22 protein-coding genes are annotated in these 23,832 nt (G+C 71.8%); 10 read left to right on the plus strand and 12 right to left on the minus strand.

The window, feature by feature from the left end:
* Window positions 1-8: 8 nt before the first annotated feature.
* From AB0C15_RS16460 to deoC, 6 genes are all read right to left on the minus strand, one after another.
* Window positions 9-1,262: a cytochrome ubiquinol oxidase subunit I gene (locus AB0C15_RS16460; protein ID WP_357352619.1), complete on the minus strand. Its 1,254-nt coding sequence runs from the start codon at window positions 1,260-1,262 to the stop codon at window positions 9-11.
* Between the two features lie 911 nt (window positions 1,263-2,173).
* The gene (locus tag AB0C15_RS16465) at window positions 2,174-3,079 is read right to left on the minus strand and encodes a M56 family metallopeptidase (protein ID WP_357352621.1); all 906 of its coding nucleotides are present in this window, start codon (window positions 3,077-3,079) and stop codon (window positions 2,174-2,176) included.
* A gap of 10 nt (window positions 3,080-3,089) precedes the next feature.
* Window positions 3,090-3,563: a BlaI/MecI/CopY family transcriptional regulator gene (locus tag AB0C15_RS16470; protein ID WP_357352623.1), complete on the minus strand. Its 474-nt coding sequence runs from the start codon at window positions 3,561-3,563 to the stop codon at window positions 3,090-3,092.
* Window positions 3,564-3,895: 332 nt separating this feature from the next.
* Complete coding sequence (locus tag AB0C15_RS16475) at window positions 3,896-4,720, minus strand: aldehyde dehydrogenase family protein (RefSeq protein WP_357352625.1); 825 nt, start codon at window positions 4,718-4,720, stop codon at window positions 3,896-3,898.
* On the minus strand, window positions 4,713-6,143 hold the full coding sequence (locus AB0C15_RS16480; protein ID WP_357352627.1) for an aldehyde dehydrogenase family protein: 1,431 nt from the start codon (window positions 6,141-6,143) through the stop codon (window positions 4,713-4,715). The genes AB0C15_RS16475 and AB0C15_RS16480 overlap by 8 nt, the downstream gene beginning before the upstream one ends.
* Window positions 6,144-6,149: 6 nt before the next feature.
* The gene (gene deoC, locus AB0C15_RS16485) at window positions 6,150-7,109 is read right to left on the minus strand and encodes a deoxyribose-phosphate aldolase (RefSeq protein ID WP_357352629.1); all 960 of its coding nucleotides are present in this window, start codon (window positions 7,107-7,109) and stop codon (window positions 6,150-6,152) included.
* Window positions 7,110-7,242: 133 nt separating this feature from the next.
* On the opposite strand from deoC, the gene upp reads away from it, so the two are divergent.
* Window positions 7,243-7,875 carry a uracil phosphoribosyltransferase gene (upp, locus tag AB0C15_RS16490; RefSeq protein ID WP_357352631.1) on the plus strand — a complete coding sequence of 211 codons (633 nt, stop codon included), beginning with the start codon at window positions 7,243-7,245 and terminating at the stop codon, window positions 7,873-7,875.
* Window positions 7,876-7,929: 54 nt separating this feature from the next.
* Window positions 7,930-8,607, plus strand: coding sequence for a GPP34 family phosphoprotein (locus AB0C15_RS16495; RefSeq protein WP_357352633.1), 678 nt, complete (start codon window positions 7,930-7,932; stop codon window positions 8,605-8,607).
* A gap of 174 nt (window positions 8,608-8,781) precedes the next feature.
* Here the strand turns inward: AB0C15_RS16495 and AB0C15_RS16500 are convergent, their stop codons facing one another.
* Entirely contained in the window at window positions 8,782-10,449 is a 1,668-nt protein-coding gene (locus AB0C15_RS16500) for a phospho-sugar mutase (RefSeq protein WP_357352635.1), read from the minus strand.
* Between the two features lie 48 nt (window positions 10,450-10,497).
* Complete coding sequence (locus AB0C15_RS16505; protein WP_357352637.1) at window positions 10,498-12,561, minus strand: serine/threonine-protein kinase; 2,064 nt, start codon at window positions 12,559-12,561, stop codon at window positions 10,498-10,500.
* A gap of 206 nt (window positions 12,562-12,767) precedes the next feature.
* Between AB0C15_RS16505 and AB0C15_RS16510 the strand changes: the two genes are divergently transcribed.
* Together AB0C15_RS16510 and AB0C15_RS16515 are read left to right on the plus strand one after the other, a co-directional pair.
* Window positions 12,768-14,351 (plus strand): methylmalonyl-CoA mutase family protein, encoded by a 1,584-nt coding sequence (locus AB0C15_RS16510; protein WP_357352639.1) that lies wholly within the window; start codon window positions 12,768-12,770, stop codon window positions 14,349-14,351.
* A gap of 457 nt (window positions 14,352-14,808) precedes the next feature.
* Complete coding sequence (locus AB0C15_RS16515; RefSeq protein ID WP_357352641.1) at window positions 14,809-16,068, plus strand: amidohydrolase; 1,260 nt, start codon at window positions 14,809-14,811, stop codon at window positions 16,066-16,068.
* On the opposite strand, the gene AB0C15_RS16520 is transcribed toward AB0C15_RS16515, so the two are convergent.
* Entirely contained in the window at window positions 16,025-16,984 is a 960-nt protein-coding gene (locus AB0C15_RS16520) for a DUF4349 domain-containing protein (RefSeq protein ID WP_357352643.1), read from the minus strand. The genes AB0C15_RS16515 and AB0C15_RS16520 overlap by 44 nt on opposite strands.
* Window positions 16,985-17,077: 93 nt before the next feature.
* Between AB0C15_RS16520 and AB0C15_RS16525 the strand changes: the two genes are divergently transcribed.
* The 5 genes from AB0C15_RS16525 (at window position 17,078) to AB0C15_RS16545 (ending at window position 20,158) form a co-directional block, all read left to right on the plus strand.
* Window positions 17,078-17,710, plus strand: coding sequence for an MBL fold metallo-hydrolase (locus AB0C15_RS16525; RefSeq protein ID WP_357352645.1), 633 nt, complete (start codon window positions 17,078-17,080; stop codon window positions 17,708-17,710).
* A gap of 4 nt (window positions 17,711-17,714) precedes the next feature.
* Complete coding sequence (locus tag AB0C15_RS16530; protein WP_357352647.1) at window positions 17,715-18,722, plus strand: hypothetical protein; 1,008 nt, start codon at window positions 17,715-17,717, stop codon at window positions 18,720-18,722.
* A 104-nt stretch (window positions 18,723-18,826) separates the two neighbouring features.
* Window positions 18,827-19,561, plus strand: coding sequence for a hypothetical protein (locus AB0C15_RS16535; RefSeq protein ID WP_357352649.1), 735 nt, complete (start codon window positions 18,827-18,829; stop codon window positions 19,559-19,561).
* Window positions 19,562-19,577: 16 nt separating this feature from the next.
* Window positions 19,578-19,937 (plus strand): hypothetical protein, encoded by a 360-nt coding sequence (locus AB0C15_RS16540; protein ID WP_357352651.1) that lies wholly within the window; start codon window positions 19,578-19,580, stop codon window positions 19,935-19,937.
* Complete coding sequence (locus AB0C15_RS16545; protein ID WP_357352653.1) at window positions 19,877-20,158, plus strand: GNAT family N-acetyltransferase; 282 nt, start codon at window positions 19,877-19,879, stop codon at window positions 20,156-20,158. The genes AB0C15_RS16540 and AB0C15_RS16545 overlap by 61 nt, the downstream gene beginning before the upstream one ends.
* A 75-nt stretch (window positions 20,159-20,233) precedes the next feature.
* Here AB0C15_RS16545 and AB0C15_RS16550 read toward each other — a convergent pair whose 3' ends face one another.
* Complete coding sequence (locus tag AB0C15_RS16550; protein WP_112588201.1) at window positions 20,234-20,689, minus strand: gamma-glutamylcyclotransferase; 456 nt, start codon at window positions 20,687-20,689, stop codon at window positions 20,234-20,236.
* Between the two features lie 106 nt (window positions 20,690-20,795).
* On the opposite strand from AB0C15_RS16550, the gene AB0C15_RS16555 reads away from it, so the two are divergent.
* Window positions 20,796-22,199: an NAD(P)H-quinone dehydrogenase gene (locus AB0C15_RS16555; RefSeq protein WP_357352655.1), complete on the plus strand. Its 1,404-nt coding sequence runs from the start codon at window positions 20,796-20,798 to the stop codon at window positions 22,197-22,199.
* Window positions 22,200-22,239: 40 nt separating this feature from the next.
* Here the strand turns inward: AB0C15_RS16555 and AB0C15_RS16560 are convergent, their stop codons facing one another.
* Together AB0C15_RS16560 and AB0C15_RS16565 are read right to left on the minus strand one after the other, a co-directional pair.
* Window positions 22,240-22,890 (minus strand): DUF998 domain-containing protein, encoded by a 651-nt coding sequence (locus AB0C15_RS16560; RefSeq protein ID WP_357352658.1) that lies wholly within the window; start codon window positions 22,888-22,890, stop codon window positions 22,240-22,242.
* 134 nt (window positions 22,891-23,024) lie between these two features.
* Window positions 23,025-23,654, minus strand: a complete 630-nt coding sequence (locus AB0C15_RS16565) for a DedA family protein (protein WP_357352660.1) — start codon at window positions 23,652-23,654, stop codon at window positions 23,025-23,027.
* Window positions 23,655-23,832 lie beyond the last annotated feature (178 nt).

Genomic DNA, 23,832 nt, shown 5'->3' on the forward strand with positions numbered 1-23,832 from the left:
TCTACTCCTCAGGCGAGGGCGGGTTCGGGGTGGGCCGGCTCGCTCGGCGGCGCCGGTGGGCGGCCGAGCGCCGGGTCGGACGCGCCGCGTCTGGCGTACCTCGCGAGCAGCACCCAGTTGGTCACGGCGAGGGTGCCCAGCAGCAGGCTGAACCCGATCAGCGAGGTGAGCATCAGTGGTGCGCTGACCGTGGAGACGGCCTGCTCGGTGGGGAGCAGCCCGTACGCCACCCAGGGTTGACGGCCGACCTCCCGGGAGATCCAGCCGAGGATCACCGCGACGAACGGCAGCGGCAGGGCGAACAGGATCAGCCAGAGCGGGAAGCGCAGCCGGATGATCCAGTCCCGGAAGAGCAGGGGCAGCAGCAACCACAGGCAGCCGAGGGTGAAGCCGATCAGGATCATGAAGCCCAACCCGACGCTTGCCAGCACCGGCGGGGTGTAGTCGCCGGGGCCGAACCGGGCGGTCCACTCGGCGATCAGCGCCTGGCTCTCCGGGCTGTCGCCGCCGAACTTGGTCGGCTGCACCGAGCCCACCGGGCCGAACTGGGCGAAACCGAAGCCCTGCACCATCGTGATGGCCAGTGCCGCGGTGACCAGGCCGATCCGCAGCGAGGTGCGGAAGAGCGCGAAGTCAGGGGTACGCCGAATCAGGTGCCCGGCGCTGACCGCCGCCATCAGCACCCCGCCGACAAGCAGCGCGGCCGAGACCACGTGCCCGAACGCCATGCCGAGGCTGGGGTTGGTGAGCAGCGCGCCGAAGTCGGTGAGGTGGGCGATCCCGTCGCGCACCTCGTAGCCGACCGGGTTCTGCAGCCAGGAGTTGGCCACCATGATCCAGAACGCCGAGGCGTACGCGGTGATCGCCACACCCCAGAGCAACGCGAGGTGGACACCCTTGCGGAGCCGGTGCCAGCCGAAGATCCACATCCCGAGGAACGTGGATTCCAGGAAGAACGCCACAAGCGTCTCGATGGCCAGGGGTGCCCCGAAGACGTTGCCGACGTAGCGCGACAGGCCACTCCAGTTCAGCCCGAACTGGAACTCCATCACGATCCCGGTGGCGATGCCGAGCGCGTAGTTGATCACGTAGAGCTGACCCCAGTAGCGCGTCAGCCGCTCCCATTTCGGGTTGCCGGTGAGCACCCAGGCCGTTTGCATGCCGACCAGCAGAGTGACCAGTCCGAGCGTGACGACCACGAACAGAAAGTGGATCGAGGTCGTGGTGGCGAACTGCAGGCGGGCGAGGAGCAGGGTGTCCATGACCAGCCCTCCAAAGCGTTGGCTCCCTTGTCGTAGCCACCCTACACGTAGTTTGCCTACAGGTAAGACCTACTACGGCCCGTCGTAGGAAATATTACTACGTCATGTAGTACTGAAGGGGTCGCACTCGGCCTGTACCTCAAGCCGCCGCACCCAGCGACCGGCTGTCCCTCGCCCCACGTCGCCCCAGGTCGTCCTACGTCGTCCCACGTCGCCCCGCTGCGCGGCCCGTTCCGCTCCCGCCGGCCTGTCCCGCCCCGCCTCGGCCCGTCGAAGCCCGTCGAAGCCCGCCCTGCCCGCCCGCGTCAGTCCTGCCTGGGCCCGTCGAGGCCCGGTCCCGCCCGTGCCAGGCCCACCCCCGACCTGCCTCGGCCTGCCCTGGCCTGCCCTGGCCTGCCCTCGGCCTGCCCGGCCCGCACTGCCTCTTCGATCATGGAGTTGTGGTGGGGGATAAAGGCGCTTTATAGGCCTAAGGCAGGCACCACAATTCCATGATCGACTCGATTGGGTCGCGATCTTGCACTTTCTGTCCCAACATAAGGAGCATTCGGCACTTTTCGACGACCGAAACTGCAAGATCGACGCAGACGCAGACGCAGACGCAGACGCAGACGCAGACGCGGGCGCGGGCGCAGGGCACAGGGCACAGGGCATGGGCGCGGGGCGCGGGGCGCGGGGCACGGGCACGGGGCACGGGGCACAGGGCACAGGGCACAGGGCACAGGGCACGGGGCACGGGCACGGGACGCAGGGCACAGGGCACGGGGCGCGGGGCACGGGCACGGGACGCAGGGCACGGGGCGCAGGGCACGGGGCACGGGGCACGGGCACGGGGCGCGGGGCTTTGCTGACGGGAACGGGCGCGCGCCAGCCCCGCCGTAGCTCGCCGTCTCCGATGTGCCCGGTGGGCGTCAGCTCAGGAAGAGGGTTACCGGGAGGGCGACAAGCGTGGTGGCGACCGCGAGGGCGGTGGCGCCGAGTACCCGGGGCGGCCGGTCACTGACCAGCAGGCGCTGCATCCGTACGTCGAGATCCCGGTCGCCCATGCCGAGCGCGCCGGCCGGGGTGATCCGGTGCCCGGCGGCGGCAAACCGGCGCAGCGCACCCGCGAGCGGGGCGTCTGCGTGCAGTTCGCGGGCCTTGTCGTCGGCGCGCATCTCGACCAGCAGGGCGACCCGCTCGTGCGCGTCGCGTACCCAGCCGAACCAGGGCAGCGCCCGGCACAGTGCGGTGAACGGCAGCAGGACCAGGTCGTGCCGCTCGTGCGCGTGCGCTCGCTCGTGGCTGAGCACCGCGGCCAACTCGGCGCGGTCCAACAGGCTCAGGGTGCCGGCGCTGACCACCACCTGCGGCTTCACGCCCGGCAGGCAGTACGCGGCGGCACTCGGATGATCCAAAACCAGCGCGCCCGGGGCGGCGGGGTCGTTCCGGGCGACGAGCGAGAGCAGGTCTCGGTGGCGGCGCTGGGCGCGTACGGTGCCGTGGATGCTGCGCACGGTCGTCGTGACCAGCACCGCCCCGATGCCGAAGCCCACGCCGACGCCGGCCAGGTGGAACGTGCCCACTCCGATCGGCAGGGCGCCGTGGGCGAGGTCGTTGGCGAGGGCGAGTAGTGCGCCACCGGTCGGCCGGTCGTACGCGCTCAGCCCGAGCGCCATCGGCAGGCCCATCGCCGAGAGGCCGAGCGCCAGCCCGACGGCCTGCCAGCAGACGATGGCCACCCGTGGGCTGCGCCACGTCCAGGTGGAGCGGGCCAACACCTGGGCGGTCAGATAGCAGGCCAGAATCGTGGCGGCGAAGTGCACGGCGTAGGCCATGGCGTACGCCCTACCGCTCCGCTGCCTCGCCGGCGGGTCGTCGGCCCGCCGGCCCGTCCACCCGATCGGTCAGGGTGTTGGCCCCGGCCGTGTCGCCGCCGGTGGAGCCCGGCCCGGTCAGGCCGGCCTCGCTGCCCAAGGCCGCCCGCAGCACCTCGGCCTCGGTGCCGGTCACCGAGCGGGCGAAGCGCACCAGTGCGGCGTCCCGGCTGCCGCCCAGGTCGAGGGCGTCGAGCATGAGTTGGGCGATGTGTGCCTCGCGGCTGGCGGCCGGACGGTACCGCCAGGCCCGGCCCTCCCGCTCCCGCTGCACCATGCCTTTGCCGGCGAGTCGGTCCAGCACGGTCATCACCGTGGTGTAGGCCAGCTCGCGGCCATCGAGCGCGTCGGCCACCTCGCGCACGGTCACCCCGTCCGACGTGCCGGGAACCACGTCCCACAGCACGTCCATCACCGCACGCTCAAGATCACCCAACCGAGTCACGTACCAATCCTACCCCCGGTAGTAGACCCCCCACCCACCCCACCAGGCCCGTGCCGGACCAAGATCCGCACAAGAACAATGATTGTAGTGCCCTCCGACCACCAGGAGGGCACTACATCATGGAACCTGCGCGATCTTGAAGCGGGAGCGGGAGCGGGAGCAGGGCCCCGTCGTCTGGCGACCCAACCCAAGGCGGAACCCGCAAGCTGACCCGACCGACGAGCCCGGCCCACGTCAGGGTTTTCCGGGGGAGCCCGACCACGCAGGGATCAAGCCTGACCGCCCGGAGTGGGCGGGCTCCCCCGGGAAACCCCAGAGGCCGCGGGAACGAATCACACCCCCTTGGGGTGCCACACCGTCTTCGTCTCCAGGAGCGCGGTCATCGGAGCCAGACCGGGATCCGCGGTCCAGTCGTGGTCGGCCGGGGCCGGTCGGAGCACCCGCTTGAGGTTCTCCGCCGCCTTGACCTCCAGGTCGGTGGCGAGCGCGGCGTCGGCCACCCCGGTCAGGTCGATCGCGTTGACGTCCATGTGCGCCGCCAACGTCGGCGCGGTCTCGGTGATCGCGCCGGTGAGGATGTTGACCACCCCACCGGGCAGGTCGGACGTGGCCAGCACCTCGGCCAGCGTCACCGCCGCCAACGGCTCGGCGGGGGAGGCCGCCACCACCACCGTGTTGCCGGTGACGATCGCCGGAGCGATGACACTGACCAGGCCGAGCAGCGCCGGGCGCTCCGGCGCGACCACCGCGACCACCCCGGTCGGCTCGGGCGCGGAGATGTTGAAGTACGGGCCGGCGACCGGGTTGGCGCCGCCGTACACCTGGGCGAGCTTGTCGGCCCAACCGGCGTACCAGACCCAGCGGTCGACCGCGGCGTCCACCTCGTCGCCGGGGATGCCCAGGGCGACGAACTGCTCGCGGCGGCCCTCGAGCATCTCGGCGGCGCGGTAGAGGATCTGACCCCGGTTGTACGCGGTCGCGCCGGCCCAGCCCTTCACGGCGGCGCGGGCGGCGACCACCGCGTCCCGGGCGTCCTTGCGGGAGGCCAGTGACACATTCGAGGACTGCACGAGATACGACCGTCCCGACTCGCTGCGCGGGAACTTCCCGCCGATGAAGAGCTTGTACGTCTTGCGTACCGCGACCCGCTCAGACATTGAGGTAGCCCTCCAGCCCGTGCCGGCCGCCCTCGCGACCGTAGCCCGACTCCTTGTACCCGCCGAACGGCGAGGTGGGGTCGAACTTGTTGAACGTGTTGGCCCAGACCACACCGGCACGCAGCCGGTCGGCCATCCACAGGATCCGGGAGCCCTTGTCGGTCCAGATTCCGGCCGACAGCCCGTACGGCGTGTTGTTTGCCTTCTCCACGGCCTCGGCCGGGGTGCGGAAGGTGAGCACCGACAGCACCGGGCCGAAGATTTCCTCGCGGGCGATGCGGTGTGCCTGGGTGACGCCGGTGAAGATGGTCGGCGCGAACCAGAAGCCGCGGTCGGGCAGCTCGCACGGCGGCGACCAGCGCTCGGCGCCCTCGGCGGAGCCGGCGTCGGACAGCTCGCGGATCCGCTCCAGTTGGGCGGCGGAGTTGATCGCGCCGACGTCGGTGTTCTTGTCCAGCGGGTCGCCGACCCGGAGCTGGGCCATCCGTCGCTTCAGTGACTCCAGCACCCGGTCGGCCACGTTCTCCTGGACCAGCAGTCGGGAGCCGGCGCAGCAGACGTGCCCCTGGTTGAAGAAGATGCCGTTGACGATGCCCTCGACGGCCTGGTCGACGGGCGCGTCGTCGAAGACGATGTTGGCGGCCTTGCCGCCCAGTTCCAGGGTGAGCTTCTTGCGGGTGCCGGCGACGGACCGGGCGATGGCCCGACCGACGTCGGTGGAGCCGGTGAAGGCGACCTTGTCCACGCCGGGGTGCTCGACCAGGGCGCGGCCGGTGTCACCGGCCCCGGTGAGGATGTTGACCACACCGGCCGGCAGCTCGGCCTGCTGGCAGATCTCGGCGAAGAGCAGCGCGGTCAGCGGCGTGGTCTCGGCGGGCTTCAGCACCACCGTGTTGCCCGCGGCGAGCGCCGGGGCGATCTTCCAGGCGAGCATGAGCAGCGGGAAGTTCCACGGGATGACCTGTGCGGCCACACCGATCGGCTGCGGGTTCGCACCGAAGCCGGCGTACGGCAGCTTGTCGGCCCAGCCGGCGTAGTAGAAGAAGTGCGCGGCCACCAGCGGCAGGTCGACGTCGCGCGACTCCCGGATCGGCTTGCCGTTGTCGAGGGACTCCAGCACGGCCAGCTCGCGGGAGCGCTCCTGGACGAGCCGGGCGATCCGGTACAGGTACTTCGCCCGGTCCCGGCCCGGCATTGGACCCCACACCTTCTCGTACGCCTTGCGGGCGGCGCGCACCGCGCGCTCCACGTCCTGGCTGCCGGCCTCGGCGACCTCGGCCAGCACCTCCTCGGAGGCGGGGTTGATCGACTTGAAGCTGCCACCGTCGGTGGGGTCGACGAACTCACCGTCGATGAACAGCCCGTACGAGGGTTTGAGGTCCACCACCGAGCGGGACTCGGGGGCGGGGGCGTATTCGAACATCGGCTATCAGTCCAGGGTGAAGTAGTCGGGACCGGAGTAGACCCCGGTCGTCAGCTTGGTGCGCTGCATCAGCAGGTCGTTGAGCAGGCTGGACGCGCCGAAGCGGAACCAGTCCGGGTCGAGCCAGTCCGGGCCGACGGTCTCGTTGACCATCACCAGGTACTTGATCGCGTCCTTGGTGTTCTTGATGCCACCGGCGGGCTTCACGCCCACCTGCCGCCCGGTCGCCTCGCGGAAGTCGCGGACCGCTTCGAGCATCACCAGGGTCACCGGCATCGTCGCCGCGACCGGAACCTTGCCGGTGGAGGTCTTGATGAAGTCACCGCCGGCCAGCATGGCCAGCCAGGACGCACGGCGCACGTTGTCGTAGGTGGCCAGCTCGCCGGTCTCCAGGATCACCTTGAGATGTGCGTCCCCGCAGGCTTCCTTGGTGGCCACGATCTCGTCGTAGACCTCCTGGTAGCGCCCGGCCAGGAACGCACCCCGGTTGATCACCATGTCGATCTCGTCGGCACCGGCCGCCACGGCGGCGCGGGTGTCGGCCAGCTTGATCTCCAACGGCGCCTGGCCCGACGGGAACGCGGTCGCCACGCTGGCCAGGTGCACGTTGCTGCCGCGCAGCACCTCGGCCACGTACGGGACCATCGCCGGGTAGACGCAGACCGCGCCGACGTGCGGGCAGGACGGGTCGGCCGGGTCCGGGCGCAGCGCCTTCGCGGCGAGCGCGCGCACCTTGCCCGGGGTGTCGGCCCCTTCCAGCGTGGTCAGGTCGACCATCCGGATCGCCAGGTCGATCGCCTGGGCCTTGGCGGTGGTCTTGATGGAGCGGGTGCCGAGCTGTGCCGCCCGCTGCTCCGCGCCGACCTGGTCCACGCCGGGCAGGCCGTGCAGGAAGGTCCGCAGAGCGGTCTCGGATCGTCCCAGCTCGGAGAGGTCCGACCGGGCCGACGTCGTTGTCGCCGTCATGCCGAGAAGTCTACGCACCGGACCGCCGAGTGATCTTGCTCACGAGGGGACGGTGACGCGTCGACGTGAGCGGCGTCCCTGGTCCGACCGCACCCGCACCGCCACGCGTTACGGACAGGTAGGTTGAGCGATCGTGGACGTACACGTCATTGACCACCCGCTGGCCCAGTCCAGGTTGACTGCCATGCGGGACGCGCGCACCGATTCCTCGACGTTCCGGGCGGCGCTGCACGAACTGACCACCATGCTGGTGTACGAGGCGGCGCGCTCCTTCCCCGTCGAGCGGTACCCGGTGCAGACGCCCGTCACCGGCACCGAGGGCACCCGGCTGGCGAACCCGCCGCTGCTGGTCCCGGTGCTTCGCGCCGGGCTGGGGATGGCGGACGCCGCGCTGGGCCTGCTGCCCGAGTCCTCGATGGGCTTCGTGGGCCTGGCCCGCGACGAGGCGACCTACGAGCCCCGCGCCTACATGGAGTCGCTGCCGCGCGACCTGGCCGGGCTGCCGGTGCTGGTGCTCGACCCGATGTTGGCCACCGGCGGTTCGCTGGAGCACTGCTGCCAACTGCTGGCCGAGCGCGGTTGCACCGACATCACCGTGCTCTGCGTGCTCGCCGCTCCGGTCGGCATCGAACGGCTGGAGCGCTCCGGCCTGCCGCTGCGCCTGGTCACGGCCTCGATCGACGAGGGGCTCAACGACCGCATGTTCATCGTTCCCGGGCTCGGCGACGCCGGCGACCGGCAGTTCGGTGGAATGCCCCGTTTCTGAGACGTGTGGCGGGTCCGCGCGCGCTGGCGCACGGACCGGCTACCGTCTTCGGCCATGACTGGTGTTGCGCTCGCCGAGGAGCTGCTGCTTCTCGCCTACGACGACACGACCGGCAAGGCGACCATGCCGCGGATCAGCCTGGACCTGGGCATGGCCGCAGCGGTGCTGGTCGAGCTGGCCCTGGCCGGCCGGGTCGCGTACGCCGACGGTTCCCTGACGGTGATCGACCCGACGCCGACAGGTGAGCCGTTCAGCGACGACGTCCTCAGCCGGATCGCCGCCGACACCCCGCACACCCCGGCGTCCTGGGTGCAGCGTCTGCGGCACGGTCTGCGCGACCGGATCCTGGCCGACCTGTGCCGACAGGGCGTCGTCCGCGACGTCGACGAGACCGAGCTGGGCTTCATCCACGTGCACCGTTACCCGGTGCTGGACACCTCCGTCGAGGCGGAGACCCGGCAGCGGCTGGCCGAGGCGCTGACCGGCGCGGCGGCCCCGGACGAGCGCACCGCCGCGCTCGCCACCCTGGTCGTGGTGCTGCGGATGGAGTCCGCGCTCGGGGTGAGCGGTGAGGCAGCCGCCGACGCCCGCCGCCGGTTGACGAAGATCGCCACCGGCGCCGGGTTCTCCGGCGAGGTGAGCACCGACGACTCGGTGGTCCGCCCGTCGGTCGGCCTGGTCGTCGCCGCCCTGGCCAAGGCCGTCGACCAGGCTCTCGGCAAGCGCGCCTGACCGGGAGGCCAACAAGGCCCTGCCGTCCCCTTTGCTCTGCACCCGCAAATGCACCACCCGCGCCCCGCGCCTCTTCTGGCGCTTCGGCGGGTGCAGAGCACCGAGCGGCGCCGGGTGGCGCATCCGCGGGTGCAGAGCAAAGGGGACCTGCCGGGTAGTTGGGTCCTGCGTGGCTCAGATACCGAGGGCGGCGCCGACCTCGGCCCGCAGCCCGGCAACCGCCTGCGCCGCCCGGCTGCGGGCCGCCCCGACGTCGCCGTCCGTGACCGGCTCCACCACCTCGAGGTACGCCTTGAGCTTCGGTTCCGTGCCGGAGGGGCGGATCACCACCCTGGCCACCCCGGTACGCAGGATCACCACGTCCGACTCGGGCAGCAGGTCCCGGACGCTGTCCACCGGGTGTCCGAGCAGGGTGGCAGGGGTGTCCGCCCTGATCCGGGCCATCGCGTCGGCGATGATCCGCAGGTCGTCCACGCGTACGGAGAGCTGGTCGGTGTGGTGCACGCCGAACTCGGCGGCCAACTCGTCCAGCCGGTCGGTCAGGGTCCGGCCCTGCGCCTTCAGGCCGGCCGCCAGTTCCGCCACGGTCAGCGCGGCCGTGATGCCGTCCTTGTCCCGCACCTGCTCCGGGGCGACGCAGTAGCCGAGCGCCTCCTCGTAGCCGAAGACCAGTGGCGCGCTCCCGCCGCCGGCCCGCACGATCCACTTGAAGCCCGTCAGCGTCTCGTCGTAGGGCAGCCCCCGGGCCGCACACATCGCCCGCAGCAGTGACGACGACACGATCGTGGTGGCGTAGAGCCCGGTCACCCCCCGACGCATCAGGTGGTCGGCGAGCAGTACGCCCACCTCGTCGCCGCGCAGCATCCGCCAGCCGTCACGGTCGTCCCGGACCACCACGGCGCAACGGTCGGCGTCCGGGTCGTTGGCGATGGCGAGATCCGCGCCGGTGGAGTCGGCCAGGGCGATCAGCCGGTCCACCGCGCCCGGCTCCTCCGGGTTGGGGAACGACACGGTGGGGAACGCCGGGTCCGGCTCGGCCTGGTCCGGCACCACGCCAGGGGTCGGGAAGCCCGCGCGGGCGAAGGCGGCGGTGAGCACCGCCGCGCCCACGCCGTGCAAAGGGGTGTACGCCACCGTCAGGTCCCGTGGCCCGTCCGGGTCGATCACCGCGGTGGCCCGTTCCACGTACGAGGCGACCAGGTCGTCGCCGACAACCTGACCGGGCTCACCCAACGGCACCTGGGTCAGCGGCCCGACCGATCGGATGGCCGCCTCGATGCCGGCGTCGGCGGGGGGCACGATCTGCGCGCCGACGCCCAACTCGCCGCCCAGTTCCGCGCCGAGGTAGACCTTGTAGCCGTTGTCCTGCGGCGGGTTGTGGCTGGCTGTGACCATCACCCCGGCGACGCCGCCGAGGTGCCGCACGGCGTACGCCAGCACCGGGGTGGGCAGCGGGCGCGGCAGCAGCACCGCCGGGCGGCCTGCACCTGTCGCCACCTGGGCGGTGCGCTCGGCGAACTGCCGGGAGCCGTGCCGGGCGTCGTACCCGATCACCAGCGGACCGCTGCCGCCCTGGGCCGCGAGCCAGGTGACCAGGCCGGCAGCGGCCTGGGTGACCACGGCGAGGTTCATGCCGTTCGGGCCGGCGCGCAGCGGGCCGCGGAGGCCCGCCGTGCCGAAGGTCAACGGGCCGGCGAACCGGTCAGCCAGGTCCGGGGCGCTCGCGGGCAGCGCGTCGAGCACCGCCGTCAGCTCGTCCCGGCTGGCCGGGTCCGGGTCGTCGGCCAACCAGCGCCGGGCTTGCTCGCGAATGTCGTCGATGTCAGTGGTGTCCGCCGCCATGCCCCTTGATAGCACGGCGACGGATCACCCCTGTGGGTTCCCTCCGGCTCAGCCGTCTCCGGTGAGCTGGAACGTCTTCGCCATCTCGTCGAAGATCGGCTTGCTCTCGGCGAACAGGCTCTCCGTGGCGGAGAGGTAGAACGAGTACGACTTGCCGTCCTTGACGACCGCTCGCCACACCCCGTGGCGCATCTCGTCACCGGCGCCGCAGGTGTACTCGAATTCGACGCCCGGGCTGCCCGCCAACTGCTGCTCGGCGATGGCCACCTGCTTGTACGGCTTCTTGCAGTTGGTGCTCTTGGTGCGGAGGAAGTTCTGCGCGCTCTCCGCCCAGCGGGTGGGCGTCCCGTTCCACTTCTCGTTGAGGATCCGGATCTTGCGACCGTCGTCCTCCGGGTCGACGTAGTCGGTGTACGAGCCGCCGGTGGCCTTCTTCCAGCCCTTCGGCACCATGATCTGGATCCCGCGGGCCGTGTGCTCCTGCATCTCGACCGTGGGAGCCGCCGGGGCGGCGGTGGTGGGCTGTGCCGCCGGAGCGCTCGGTGGTGGTTCGTCGCCGCCGGAGAGCGCCACCACGGCGAGCACCAGCACGACGACCAGGCCGCCGGCCGCGGCGAGCTGCACCTTGCGCGGCCAGCCCTTGACCGTGGTGACGAGCTGACCACCGGTGGCCCGGACCTTGTCCAGAGCACTGCCGCCCGAAGCGGCGGGCGCGGTGGCCCAGGGCTGGCCGGTGCCCGGCACCGACCACTGGTTGCCGCCGCCGTAGGTGCCGCCGATGCGCTGGGTGGCTTCCGGTGCGCCGCCGTACCCGACCTGCTGGGTGGCGTCGGATGCGCCGGCGTAGGTGACCCGCTGGGTGGCGTCGGGGTGCCCGCCGGCGTCCACCCGCTGGGTGACGTCCGCGGTGCCGCCGTAGGTGCGCCCGGCCACCTGTCGACCGGGGGCCGGCATCGCGCCGGTCGGCGTGTGCAGCGGGCCGGCGAGCGCGTCGGCGCTGGTCTCGTCGAGCGCGCCGGTGGCGCCGGCCGCGGGAGTTGCCTGGGGGCGTTCGCCCCGGCGCAGCGCGGCCAGCCGGTCGGTCAGCGACTCGCCCGGGGCCAGCATCGCCTTGCCACCGATCTGGCTGTCCGGCTTCGGCTCCGGCTGGGGCGGCGGGAGGACGGGCACGGGTCGTTGCTGCACCGGCACCACGGCGTACGGGTCGGTGACCGAGTGCACCGCCGTCGCCGTGCTGCCCAGCGGGCCGGCGAGCAGCTCGCGCAGCATCGCCCGGGAGGTGTGCACGTCGAGCCGGCGGGCCGGGTCCTTCTCCAGCAGGCCCATCAGCACCCGGGTCAGCGGCCCGCTGCGCTGCGGCGGGGCGGGCGGGTCCTCCACCACGGCGTGCATGGTCTCGATCGGGTCGCCCTTGTCGAACGGGGGCCGCCCCTCGACCGCGGTGTAAAGCGTCACGCCGAGCGAGAAGAGGTCGCTGGGCGGGCCGAACTCCTGGCCCATGGCCCGCTCGGGCGAGATGAAGTGCGGTGAGCCGAGCACCATGCCGGGGGTGGTGAGCTGCACGTCGGTGGGCATCCGGGCGACACCGAAGTCGGTGAGCACGCAGCGCCCGTCGGAGCAGATCAGCACGTTTGCCGGCTTGACGTCGCGGTGCAGCACGCCGATGGCGTGCGCGACCTCCAGCGCGCCGAGCAGCGCGATGCCGATCTTGGCGACCGCCCGGGGTGCGACCGGGCCGTCCTCGATGACCATGTCGGCGAGGCTGCGGGCGTCCAGCAGCTCCATCACGATCCACGGCCGCCCGGCCTCGGTGACCACGTCGTACACCTGCACCACGGCGGGGTGCTGGATGGCGGCGGCGGCGCGGGCCTCGCGCAGGGTGCGCTCGTACATCGCGTCGCGGTCGCTGGGGGCCAGCCCCGGAGGCAGGACGACCTCCTTCACCGCCACGTCACGGCGGAGCAGCGTGTCTGTGGCGCGCCACACCGTGCCCATGCCGCCGTTGCCCACCGAGGACCGCAGCGAGTATCGGCCACCAATGGTGGTGCCGGGCGCCGCTCGGCCGTTGGCGGGACTGACCGGTCCGCCGCTCCACGTCGGGATCTGAGTCACAGAAAAGCCACCGGGGGAAATCGAGGGGGGCTGGGACACAACCCCCCTATCTTGCTGGTTCCGACGCCCGATGCGAAAGCCGACGCGACGGACGTTTGTCGAAGTCGACGGAACGTGCCCTGTCGTTCACCTCGTGTCGACAGGTCGGGACGCGCTGTGCGGTATCCCTCACCCGACGATGTGCCGGGGCGGCCTACCATCCGGGGATGAACCAACGGCGGTCAAGTGAGTCCGGTTTCGAGATCAACAGTGTCTACACGGAAGCCGACCTTCCGGAGGACCTGGACTCCCGGCTCGGCGGCCCCGGCGAGTTCCCGTACACCCGGGGTGTCTACCCCACGATGTACACCTCCCGCCCGTGGACCATGCGCCAGTACGCCGGCTTCGGCACCGCCACCGAGTCCAACGCGCGCTACCACCAGCTCCTACGGGCCGGCACGATGGGCCTCTCGGTCGCGTTCGACCTGCCGACCCAGATGGGCTACGACTCCGACGACTCGATCGCGCACGGCGAGGTCGGCAAGGTGGGCGTGGCGATCGACTCCATCGAGGACATGCGGCTGCTCTTCGCCGACATCCCACTGGACAAGGTGTCCACCTCGATGACCATCAACGCGCCCGGCTCGGTGCTGCTGCTGCTCTACCAACTCGTCGCCGAGGAGAACGGGGTGCCGGGCGCGGCGCTCAACGGGACCATCCAGAACGACATCCTCAAGGAGTACATCGCCCGGGGGACGTACATCTTCCCGCCGAAGCCGTCGCTGCGCCTGGTCGCCGACACCTTCGCGTACTGCCGCAAGGAGGTGCCGAAGTGGAACACCATCTCCATCTCCGGCTACCACATGGCGGAGGCCGGGGCGACGCCCGCTCAGGAGATCGCGTTCACCCTGGCCAACGGCGTGGAGTACGTACGTGCGGCACTTGCCGCCGGGCTGGCCGTCGACGACTTCGCGCCCCGGCTGTCGTTCTTCTTCGTGGCCCGCACCACCCTGCTGGAGGAGGTGGCGAAGTTCCGCGCCGCCCGGCGGATCTGGGCCCGGCTGATGCGGGACGACTTCGGTGCCAAGGATCCGAAGTCGATGATGCTGCGGTTCCACACCCAGACCGCCGGCGTGCAGCTCACCGCCCAGCAGCCGGAGGTGAACCTGGTCCGGGTGGCGGTGCAGGGGTTGGGCGCGGTGCTTGGCGGCACCCAGTCGCTGCACACCAACAGCTTCGACGAGGCGATCGCGCTGCCCACCGAGAAGGCGGCCCGGCTCGCGCTGCGTACCCAGCAGGTGCTGGCCTACGAGACGGACCTGACCGCCACCGTCGACCCGTTCGCCGGCTCGTACGTGGTGGAGGCGATGACCGCCGAGATCGAGGCCGCAGCCGTCGAGTTGATGGAGCGGGTGGCCGACCACGGTTCGGCGGTGGACGCGATCGAGGCCGGGTTCCAGAAGCGGGAGATCGAGCAGTCCGCGTACCGGATCGCCCAGGAGATCGACTCGGGCGAGCGGGTGGTGGTCGGTCTCAACCGGTTCACCGTGGACGAGGAGGAGCCGTACGAGCCGCTGCGGGTCGACCCGTCGATCGAGGCGGCCCAGGCCGACAGGTTGGCCCGGCTGCGTTCCGAGCGGGACGCCGACGCGGTGGCGCGGGCGCTCGCCGATCTCCGGACCGCCGCCGAGGGCACGGACAACGTGCTGTACCCGATGAAGGAGGCGCTGCGGGCCCGGGCGACCGTCGGTGAGGTCTGCGGGACGCTGCGCGAGGTGTGGGGGCTCTACCGACCCACCGACCGCTTCTGAGCGCGGGGCCGCCGCTGCGCCTCGGGTGTGCGGTGTGTCCGACGGGTCGAGCGGGTATCCGGTCGGTTGAGGCCGGGACGCACACCGTGTGCGCCCGGGCTGTGTGGGTGCGTGTGAGCGTCCTTATCCGGCTCGTTGCGGAGTGTGGTCGGCTAATTGTCGGAGTGTCAGTTCATCACCCCGACTAATGCGACAATTTGGCAACGAGTCTCCGACTGATGCCGGGATTCGCGACCACCGCGATCGGTCACGCGTTGTAGGAGGTGAGGGGCTGATGACGGCGTTCGACCGTGATCTACCTGCTGTCCCCCGCCTCGACGAGCGCTCCCAGCAGGGCATACGTGACTCTGTGCGGTCCGATCACTACCGTAACGAGGTTGCGCAGCGTCACCGTCGGAGGTCTAGGCTGTCTGCTGTCCCCGATGATCCATCCATTCCTAGTGATCGAGAATTCGACGTGACGAGTGCGTTGACGCTGCCCACTGGTGGCCTGCTGGCGTCGTCCTGGCCGGAGACGCCACCCGGATCCGAGCCCCTGCCCCGTGAGCTGGACCACCTCCTCGCGCTCCGGGCACCGGGGCTCATCGCTACGCGCCGTCACCTCCACTCGCACCCCGAGCTCTCCGGCACCGAGTTCGAGACGGCCGCGCTGATCGCCCGTGAGCTGTCGCTGGCCGGGCTGAACCCGCGTCTGCTGCCCAAGGGCAACGGCGTGATCTGCGACGTCAACGGCAGGCCGGACGGCCCGGTGGTGGCGCTGCGCGCCGACATCGACGCGCTGCCGCTCGACGACCCGAAGGACGTCCCGTACCGGTCGACCGTGGAGGGCGTCTGCCACGCCTGCGGGCACGACGTGCACACCACGATCCTGCTCGGCGTCGGCATGCTGCTGGCCCAGCTCGCCGACCTCGGCGAGTTGGACGGCCGGGTCCGGCTGATCTTCCAGCCGGCCGAGGAGATCCTGCCCTGCGGTTCGCTCGAGGTCATCGAGGCCGGCGGCCTGGACGACGTGGTGCAGATCTTCGCGCTGCACTGCGACCCGAACCTGCCGGTGGGCCAGGTCGGCCTGCGGGTCGGCCCGATCACCGCGGCCGCCGACAACGTGACCGTCCGACTCTCCGGCCCGGGCGGGCACACCGCCCGCCCGCACCTGACCGTCGACATGGTCGACGCGCTCGGTCGGCTGATCACCGAGGTGCCCGCCCTGGTCAGCCGCCGGGTGCCGGCCAACAGTGGCCTGCTGCTGGTCTTCGGCCACGCGTCGGCCGGCACCCGCTACAACGTCATCCCGTCCGAGGCGAGCGCCTCCGGCACCCTCCGGGTGATGGACCGCGACACCTGGGAGCAGGCGCCGAAGATCGTCGCTCAGGTGGTGCGGGACGTGATCGCACCGACCGGCGCGACTGTCGACCTGGAGTACCTGCGCGGCCGGCCGCCGGTGAGCAACGACGCCCGCGCCATCCAGGTGCTGACCGCCGCCACCGCCGCCGCGCTCGGCCCGGACGGGGTCGCCGAGACACCGCAGAGCATGGGCGGCGAGGACTTCTCCTGGTACCTCGAATACGTCCCCGGCGCCCTCGCCCGGCTCGGCGTCGGTCGTTCCGGCCCCAACGTCGACCTGCACCGGGCGAGCTTCGACGTGGACGAGCGGGCCATCCCGGTCGGCGTCCGGGTCATGGTGCAGACCGCGTTGCGGGCACTGGCGGCGGCGCGCTGACCGGCCCGACCAGGGCCGGGGTCTTGCGCCGCCGGCGCAACACCACAAGCAACACCGCCAGCGGTACGCCGAACGCCACCAGCCACGGCAGCAACGCGCCGAGCACCGTGAGCAGCACGGTCATCGAGACGACGAACGCCTTCCAGCCGCCCCTGAGGCCAACCAGGAAGCCGGTCTCGGCCTTCTCCTCGGTGGCTTTCGCCTTCGGACCGGCCAGCGACACGGTGATCGTGGAGAGGGCGGTCAGGTCGGCCAGGCGTCGCTTCTTGGCCTCCAGCGATGCCAGGTCGGCCTCCCGGCGCCCCAACTCGTTCTCCAGCGACACCAGGTCGGTGATCGAGGTGGCTCGGGCCAGCAACCGGCGGGCGCTCTCCACCCGGGCCCGCTGACTGGTGATCCGGGCCTCCAGGTCGACGGTCTCCTCGGTGACGTCCTGAGTGTTGATCTCACGGCTCTGCTGCCGACCGAGCTTCGTGATCTCCTCCACCACGCCGGCGAACTCCGCTGCCGGGACGCGCAGCTCCAACTCGGCCACCGCGTCGTCGTCGGCGCTGTGCCGCTGGTCCCCGCCGACGAAGCCACCGGCCCGAGTGGTCACGGCGGCAGCCTCGCGGGCGGCCGCGTCCACATCGTCCACCTGCACCCGCATCGTTCCGGTGTAGATGATCGCCCGCTGGTCGACCCGCAGGTCCGGTGCGCCGGCACCGGTGCCCTCCGGTGCGTTCGCGGCGGCGTCCCGGCCCGCACCACCGTTGGCCGCCGGCGCCTCGGCCGCCGAGCCGGCGGTGTCCTTCGCTCCGCTGTCGCCGGCACCGCATCCGGTCAGCGCCAGCGCCGCCGCAACTGTCGTCGCCGCCAGCAGCGCACCGCGGCGTCGTCCCACCTGTCCGTCCATCCCCGCTCCCATCGTCGTCAACCGGTGTGGCGATAGCTCGGACGCGACGCGCACACCGGCTGGTTCCGGCAGACTGCGCTGAGGACGTCACGATTCGATAATCGAGGAGTCACGATGCGGCTCACCAAGTACGCCCACTCCTGCCTCCGGGTGGAACACGACGGGGGAGTGCTCGTCGTCGACCCCGGGGTGTTCAGCGATGCCGCGGCGGCACTTGACGGTGCGGACGCGGTGCTGGTCACCCACGAACACCCCGACCACCTCGACGTGGCGGCGGTGCGCCTGCAGCTCGACCGGCAGCCGTTGACGATCCACGGGCCCGCCTCGCTCGCCGGGCCCCTGGGCGACGCGGCCGACGTGCTGCGCCCGGTCGACGTCGGCGAGTCGTTCACCGCAGCCGGGGTGGCCGTGCGCGCGTACGGGGGGCGGCACGCCGTGATCCACCCCGACATCCCGGTCGTCGACAACCTCGGTTACCTGATCAACGACGTGGTCTACCACCCCGGCGACTCCCTGGTGGTGCCGGACGAGACACCCGTCGACACGCTCTTCGCTCCGGTCCATGCCCCCTGGTCGAAGTTCTCCGAGGTGGTCGACTTCATCCGCGCGGTCGCACCGCGGCGCGCGTACGCCCTGCACGACGCGTTGCTCAACGACAACGGGTTGGGTGTGCTCGACCGGCAGTACACCGCGCTGTCGCGCACCGAGTACCAGCGGCTGGAGCCCGGTAGCCGGGTGGACGTCTGACCCGATGCCGGGCCTCTCCGCGGAGCTGGTGCAGCAGCTCTACCGCACCCCACCGGACCGGTTCGTGGCCGCCCGGGACGCCGCTGTGGCCGAGGCCCGCCGGGCCGGTGACCCGACCACCGCCCGGCAACTGGCCCGGTTGCGTCGCCCGACGGTGGCCGCCTGGTTGGTGAACCTGCTCGCCATCCGACGTCCGGAGCTGGTCGCCGATCTGGTGCAGCTCGCCGATGCCCTGCGCTCCGCCCAGCGGGAGCTGCGTGGGCCCCGGCTGCGGGAGCTGTCCGCGCAGCGCCGGGCGGTGGTGGGTGCGCTGGTCGCCGAGGTCCGCAAGCTCGCCGCAGCCGAGCCGGACGCGCCACCGGCGAGCCGGCTGCCGCTGGCCGAGGTCGAGGCGACGTTGAACGCGGCGTTCTCCGACACGGAGGTAGCCGAACAGGTGCGGGCGGGCCGCCTGTTGCGGGCGGCAAGCTACGCCGGCTTCGGTGAGGTGCCCAGGCCGCAACTGCGGTTGGTCACCGACGATGACGAGGAGCACGGGGAGGAACGCCAAGCCCGTCGACCCGGCGCGCAGCGGGGCCGTCCCGAGGCGGCACCTCGCACGGGCCGGGCGACCGAACGCGCCGAGGAACGGGCCGCCGAACGTGCTGAGCAGGCCGAACGGGCTGCGCAACGGGCGGCCCGAGCCGAGTGGGCCCGGCGGCGCCGCGCCCTGGACCGGGAGCTGGCGAAGGCCCAGGCCGACCAGGAGCGGGCCGAGGCGGAGTTGACCGAGGCGACCGGGCAGGAGCGCGACGGCGCGGCCGTACTCGATGGTCTTGAGGCCGAGCTGGCCGAGTTGGAGCGACGGCGCGCGGTCGCCGAGCAGGATCTCAGCCGGGCCAAGCTCGCTCGGCGTGCCGCCGAGCGGGCGGTCATCGTGGCCCGGCGGCGTGCCGGCGAGGTCGAGGCGGCGGTCGAGGCACTGGCAGCCGAAGAGGGGGATGCGGACGCGGGCGTCGGCGCGGCAGACTGACCATCGATGGACGACGACGAGTGTGCGGACCGTACACGGCGAGTGGCGCCGGGCCGGCTCGTGGTCGTGCGCGGCGGGCCGACTCACCCGAGCGGCGCAGCGCGGTGACTCCGGAGCAGGTCGCCGCGGCAAGCAAGCCCGTCGTGCTCGACCTGGGCGACGCCTTCAGCCGGGACCCGACCACGTTGCGCCGAGCCCGACTGCTCGGCATCTCCGGCTGGGCGTTCTACATCAGCGGCCGGGCCGGGGCCCTCGGCGACGTGCGCGCCGAGACGGTCGCCGCCGCCCTCGGCTTCATCGCCCCGGACGCGGTCGCCGACGGGTGGGACGCCGCCGCGCGGGTGGTCCCGCCGATCGAGGTGGCGGCGGCGAGCCTCGCCGAGTGTTGCCGGTGGGGTGCGCAGCAGCTCGGCCCCCTACCCGACACCGAGCGTCTGTCGGTGCTCGTCGAGCGGGCCGTGGTGGCGGCCGAGGCCAGCGGGATGCCGCTCTTCGCCGCGTGGCGGGCCATGCCCCTGCCGGATCTCTCGGCGGGGGCCCGTAGCGCCGCCGGGCTGCGGCTGCTCCGGGAACACTTCACCGGCGCCTACCTCCTGGCGGTACGCGCCGCCGGGATGAGCCCGCTGGAGGCCGTGCTGGCCGGGCCGGAGGGCGAGGCCGGGGCGGTCGCCTGTGGCTGGCCGCCGCCGTACCCGCCGATCGGGCCGCTGGTGCGTCGCCGACTCTGGGCGGAGGCGGTGACCAACCGGCTGGCCGCGCCGGCGTTCACGGCCCTCGGCCCGGCCGACGGCGCGGAGTTGGTGGAGGTGCTGCACCGCACCCGGGCCGGCCTGGCCTGACTCCGTAGGCCGAAAAATGGGCGGCGCCCGGGCGGGCCCGGACGACACGGTTGTCGGCTGGGCGACGGTGGACAACCCGACCGGGGAGGGCCGGGAGTTCGTGGAGGTCTACGTCGACCCGGTACGGGCCGCCACCGTCCGCGCGCCGTCGCTGGTCCGCCAACTGGACCGGGTCGCCGAGCGCGCCGGCGAGCGCGGGCTGCCGTCGCTCACCGTCCGCTGCGCGGTCTTCGCCCCGGAACGTGACTGGGAACACTCCCTGCGTGAGCTTCGGTTCGCCCTGGTCGAGCGGTACGTCCGGATGAGCCGGACGGGGTGCCGGTCGGCGCGTTGCACTCCTCGGACCAGGCGCTCGACCAGCAGTCGGGCTGGGTGAAGACACTGTCGGTGCGGTCCGCGTACCGTCGCCGGGGTGTGGGTGCGGCGTTGCTGCGCCGCGCCTTCGCCCGCTACGCCGAGAAGGGGCGGCGGTCGGTCGGCCTGGGCGTCGACCTCACCAACCCGACCGCCCCGCTGTCGCTCTACCGCTCGGTGGGATTGCGGGAGACCCGGTGGACCGACATGTACGAACGTGCCGTTCCAGCGGCCGGTGTGTGATTGCCGACCCTGGTGCGGCCCGACCGGCGCTCCGCTCGACAGCGGTAGCACACTGAAGGGGTGCGATACGCGCTGCTACGCCGACGCGGTGCCGGTGGGGCGGGCCCGCAGCTCGGTGACGTAGTCGTCCGGGGCGCCCGCCTTCTCGGCGGCGTTCGCGATCTCCGACAGGTACCACGAGGTCGGCAGGCCACCCTCGTACCCGTTGAAGACGTAGATCCACGCGGTCACGTCGCCGTCGAGGGTGGAGACCCGCACGTGCAGCTTGCGGTACGTGCCGGCGGTCACCCCCTCGATCTCGTCGAGCTGACCCGCGTCGTACGGGTGGATGTCGTAGAGCGCCACGAAGACCCGGTCGCCGGGCGACTCGACGAGGGTGCTCACCGCACCCTCCCAGCCGATCACGTCGGCCCCGGCGAAGGTCAGCCGCCAGCCCTCCAGCCAGCCGGTGCCCACCATCGGCGAATGCGGACAGTAGGCGCGCATCCGGGCGGGATCGAGATTTGAGCCGTAGGCGGCGTGATGACGCACGGCGATGACGATAGCCCGGCCGACGGGTGGGGGAGAATACGACAGTGCGTGTCGAATGCGCTGGGGAGAAGAAAGTCACCGTGAGCATCAACGAAGGGCGAACGCTGTGAGCCGGATCGTGATCATCGGCGGGGGGCCGGCCGGGTACGAGGCGGCACTTGTCGCCGCCCAGCTCGACGCCGATGTCACAGTGGTCGAGGCGGACGGCGCGGGCGGCGCCTGCGTCCTCTCCGACTGCGTACCGTCGAAGACCTTCATCGCCAGCTCAGGGGTGGTCACCGGCTACCGCGACACCGAGGAGTTCGGAGTCCACTCGGACGGCCTCGAGGCGGTCACCGTCGACGCGCGGGCGGTGCACGAGCGGGTCAAGCGGCTGGCCCTGGCGCAGTCCGCGGACATCCACGCCAAGCTGCTCAAGGCGGGGGTCACCTTCGTGGCCGGCACCGCCCGGCTCGGTGAGGACTCCCTCGGGCACACCCACCGGGTCGTCGTGACCCCCGCCGACGGTGCGGAGGAATACTCGATCGACGCGTCCACCGTGCTGGTGGCCACCGGCTCGACGCCTCGCCAGCTGCCCACCGCCGTACCTGACGGTGAGCGCATCCTGACCTGGCGACAGGTGTACGACCTGCCGGAGCTGCCCGAGCACCTGATCGTTGTCGGGTCCGGCGTGACCGGCGCCGAGTTCGCCAGCGCGTACCTGGCGATGGGGGTCGAGGTGACCCTGGTCTCCAGCCGGGACCGGGTGATGCCGCACGAGGACGCCGACGCCGCGTCCGCCATCGAGCGGGTGTTCCGCAACCGGGGCATGGAGATCCTCAACAACTCCCGGGCCGACGCGGTCCGGCGTACCGCCGACGGTGTCGAGGTGGAGCTCTCCGACGGCCGTAAGGTGACCGGCTCACACGCGTTGATCACCGTCGGTTCGATCCCGAACACGGCCAACCTGGGCCTGGCCGAGTACGGGGTGGAGCTGGGTCGGGGCGGCTACGTGACGGTCGACCGGGCTTCCCGGACCAACGTGCCGGGCATCTACGCCGCCGGGGACTGCACGGGCGTCCTGCTGCTGGCGAGCGTCGCCGCCATGCAGGGCCGGATCGCGATGTGGCACGCGCTCGGCGAGGCGGTCCGCCCGCTGCGGCTGCGTACCGTCGCGGCGAACGTCTTCACCGACCCGGAGTTGGCCACGGTGGGTGTCTCGCAGGACGAGGTGGACGCGGGCAAGGTGCCGGCCCGGCAGGTGATGCTGCCGTTGTCGGGCAACGCTCGGGCGAAGATGGACGACCTAGCGGACGGTTTCGTGAAGCTCTTCTGCCGCCCCGCGAGCGGTCAGGTGATCGGTGGTGTGGTGGTCGCTCCGAAGGCCAGCGAGCTGATCCTGCCGATCACCATGGCGGTGGAGAACAACCTGACGGTCAACGAGCTGGCCCAGACCATCACCATCTACCCGAGCCTCTCCGGCTCGATCACCGAGGCGGCCCGCCAGCTCATGCTGCACGAGTTGGAGTGACCCGACCCTTCTCGTCGATCATGGACTTGTGGTGGCCGTTTCACGCGGCCACACCCCCTTTGTGAGGCACCACAACTCCATGATCGACGCGTACGGGCCGGGTCAGGGTTGTCGCCACCGTCACCAGGACCGCCACCTCGGCGAGGATCAGGAGGCGTTCGGCCAGGCCGATGAGCATCCGGTCCCCGGGGTAGGCGGACCAGATCATCGCCGCCGCCAGGGTCAGGCTCAGCAGGACCAGGGCGCGTAGCGTCCGGGCGGCGGGCGTCAGGTCGGGTCGGCGGGCGAGCAGCCAACCGGCCACCGGCAACGCCAGAAAGGCGACCACCGACGCGTACCGGTGCAGGTAGGCGGCGGTGGTCATGGCGGTGCCCGGCTCGTTCGTCGGGACCACGGCGGCCAGCAGCAGCCCACCCACCCATGCGCCGAGCAGCAGCTCGGCCGTTCGCCCGGAGCGCGGCCGGGGTGGGCCGACGTGGCGCAACGCGTGCAGCAACGCCACCGAGGAGAGCGCCAGCACCACCATGGCGACGTCGATGACGCCGCCCCGGTCGGAGACCGCGAAGTCGCTGATGGTCAACGCCCACGGGTTGAGGTCGTCGTTGACTTCGAGGTGGCCGATCACGGTGAGCAGCGCCGCCAGGGCGATCCCGCCCAGGGCCAGCAGGCCGGTGTTCCGGGTTCCAGGCATGCCTCAGCCTGCCGCCGTGAACACCCCAGCCGAATCCGGGACAGCCACCGAAATCGGCCCCCGGGACCACCCCTAGAGGCCCCGGTAGGTGCTGCCAATATAAGTGCAGCTCACACCCGCAGGCCTGGCGACACTCAGTCGATGGGGACGTCGACCGCGGCTACTGCGGCGGCGGCGCGGGCGTGGCGGGCGCTCACCACGGTCATCGCCCATCCGGCTGCGGCGAAGCCGGCCGCCGCGGCGGTGGCGATGATGGCCAGCCGCCAGGCCGACTCGGTCAGCGCGGTGCCGCCCAGGTGCCCGACCAGCGCGCCGTAGGTCGCCCAGCCCAGCGCGGCGATGGCCTCGTAGAGCACGAACAGGCGGTACGGGTAGCGGCTGCGCCCGGCCGAGAAGCAGGCGGCCATCCGCCCGCCCGGCACGAACCGGCAGAGCAGGATGACGAGCGGCCCGGGTTGTCGCAGCCCCTGGGTCACCCGGCTGGCCATCCGGCGAGCGCGGCTCAGCTCGGCGTGCCGGGGTTGCCGGCGGTCCGGTGCGCTGCGCCCCAGCAGGTAGCAGACCAGATCACCGGCGAAGACGCCGAGCGCGCCCACGGCGATCGTGACCGGCAGGCTGAGCCCGCCGTAAACGGTGAGCGCACCGCTGGTGATCATGACGATCTGGGTGGGAATCACCGGCACGAAGGCGTCCGCGATCAGCAGCGCGAGCAGCACCAGGTACGCCCACGTCGGCGACGCGACGTCAGTCAGAAGTTCGGGCACGCCTGCCACCTCGCCGGATGCGGCCGATTGGGTGTCTTGAGCCTGACGTCGTGTCCGGCGTCACGGTGGACGGCCCTGGCCCGTCGTGACCGTCGACACGACTGGGCCACCCGGTTACAACGAGGCTGTTCGCTGCCGGGTGACGGGTTGGGAGGCTGGCCCGTCGGCCCCGGGCGGG

It is taken from the genome of Micromonospora sp. NPDC048835 (assembly GCF_040649995.1).
GTDB lineage: Bacteria > Actinomycetota > Actinomycetes > Mycobacteriales > Micromonosporaceae > Micromonospora.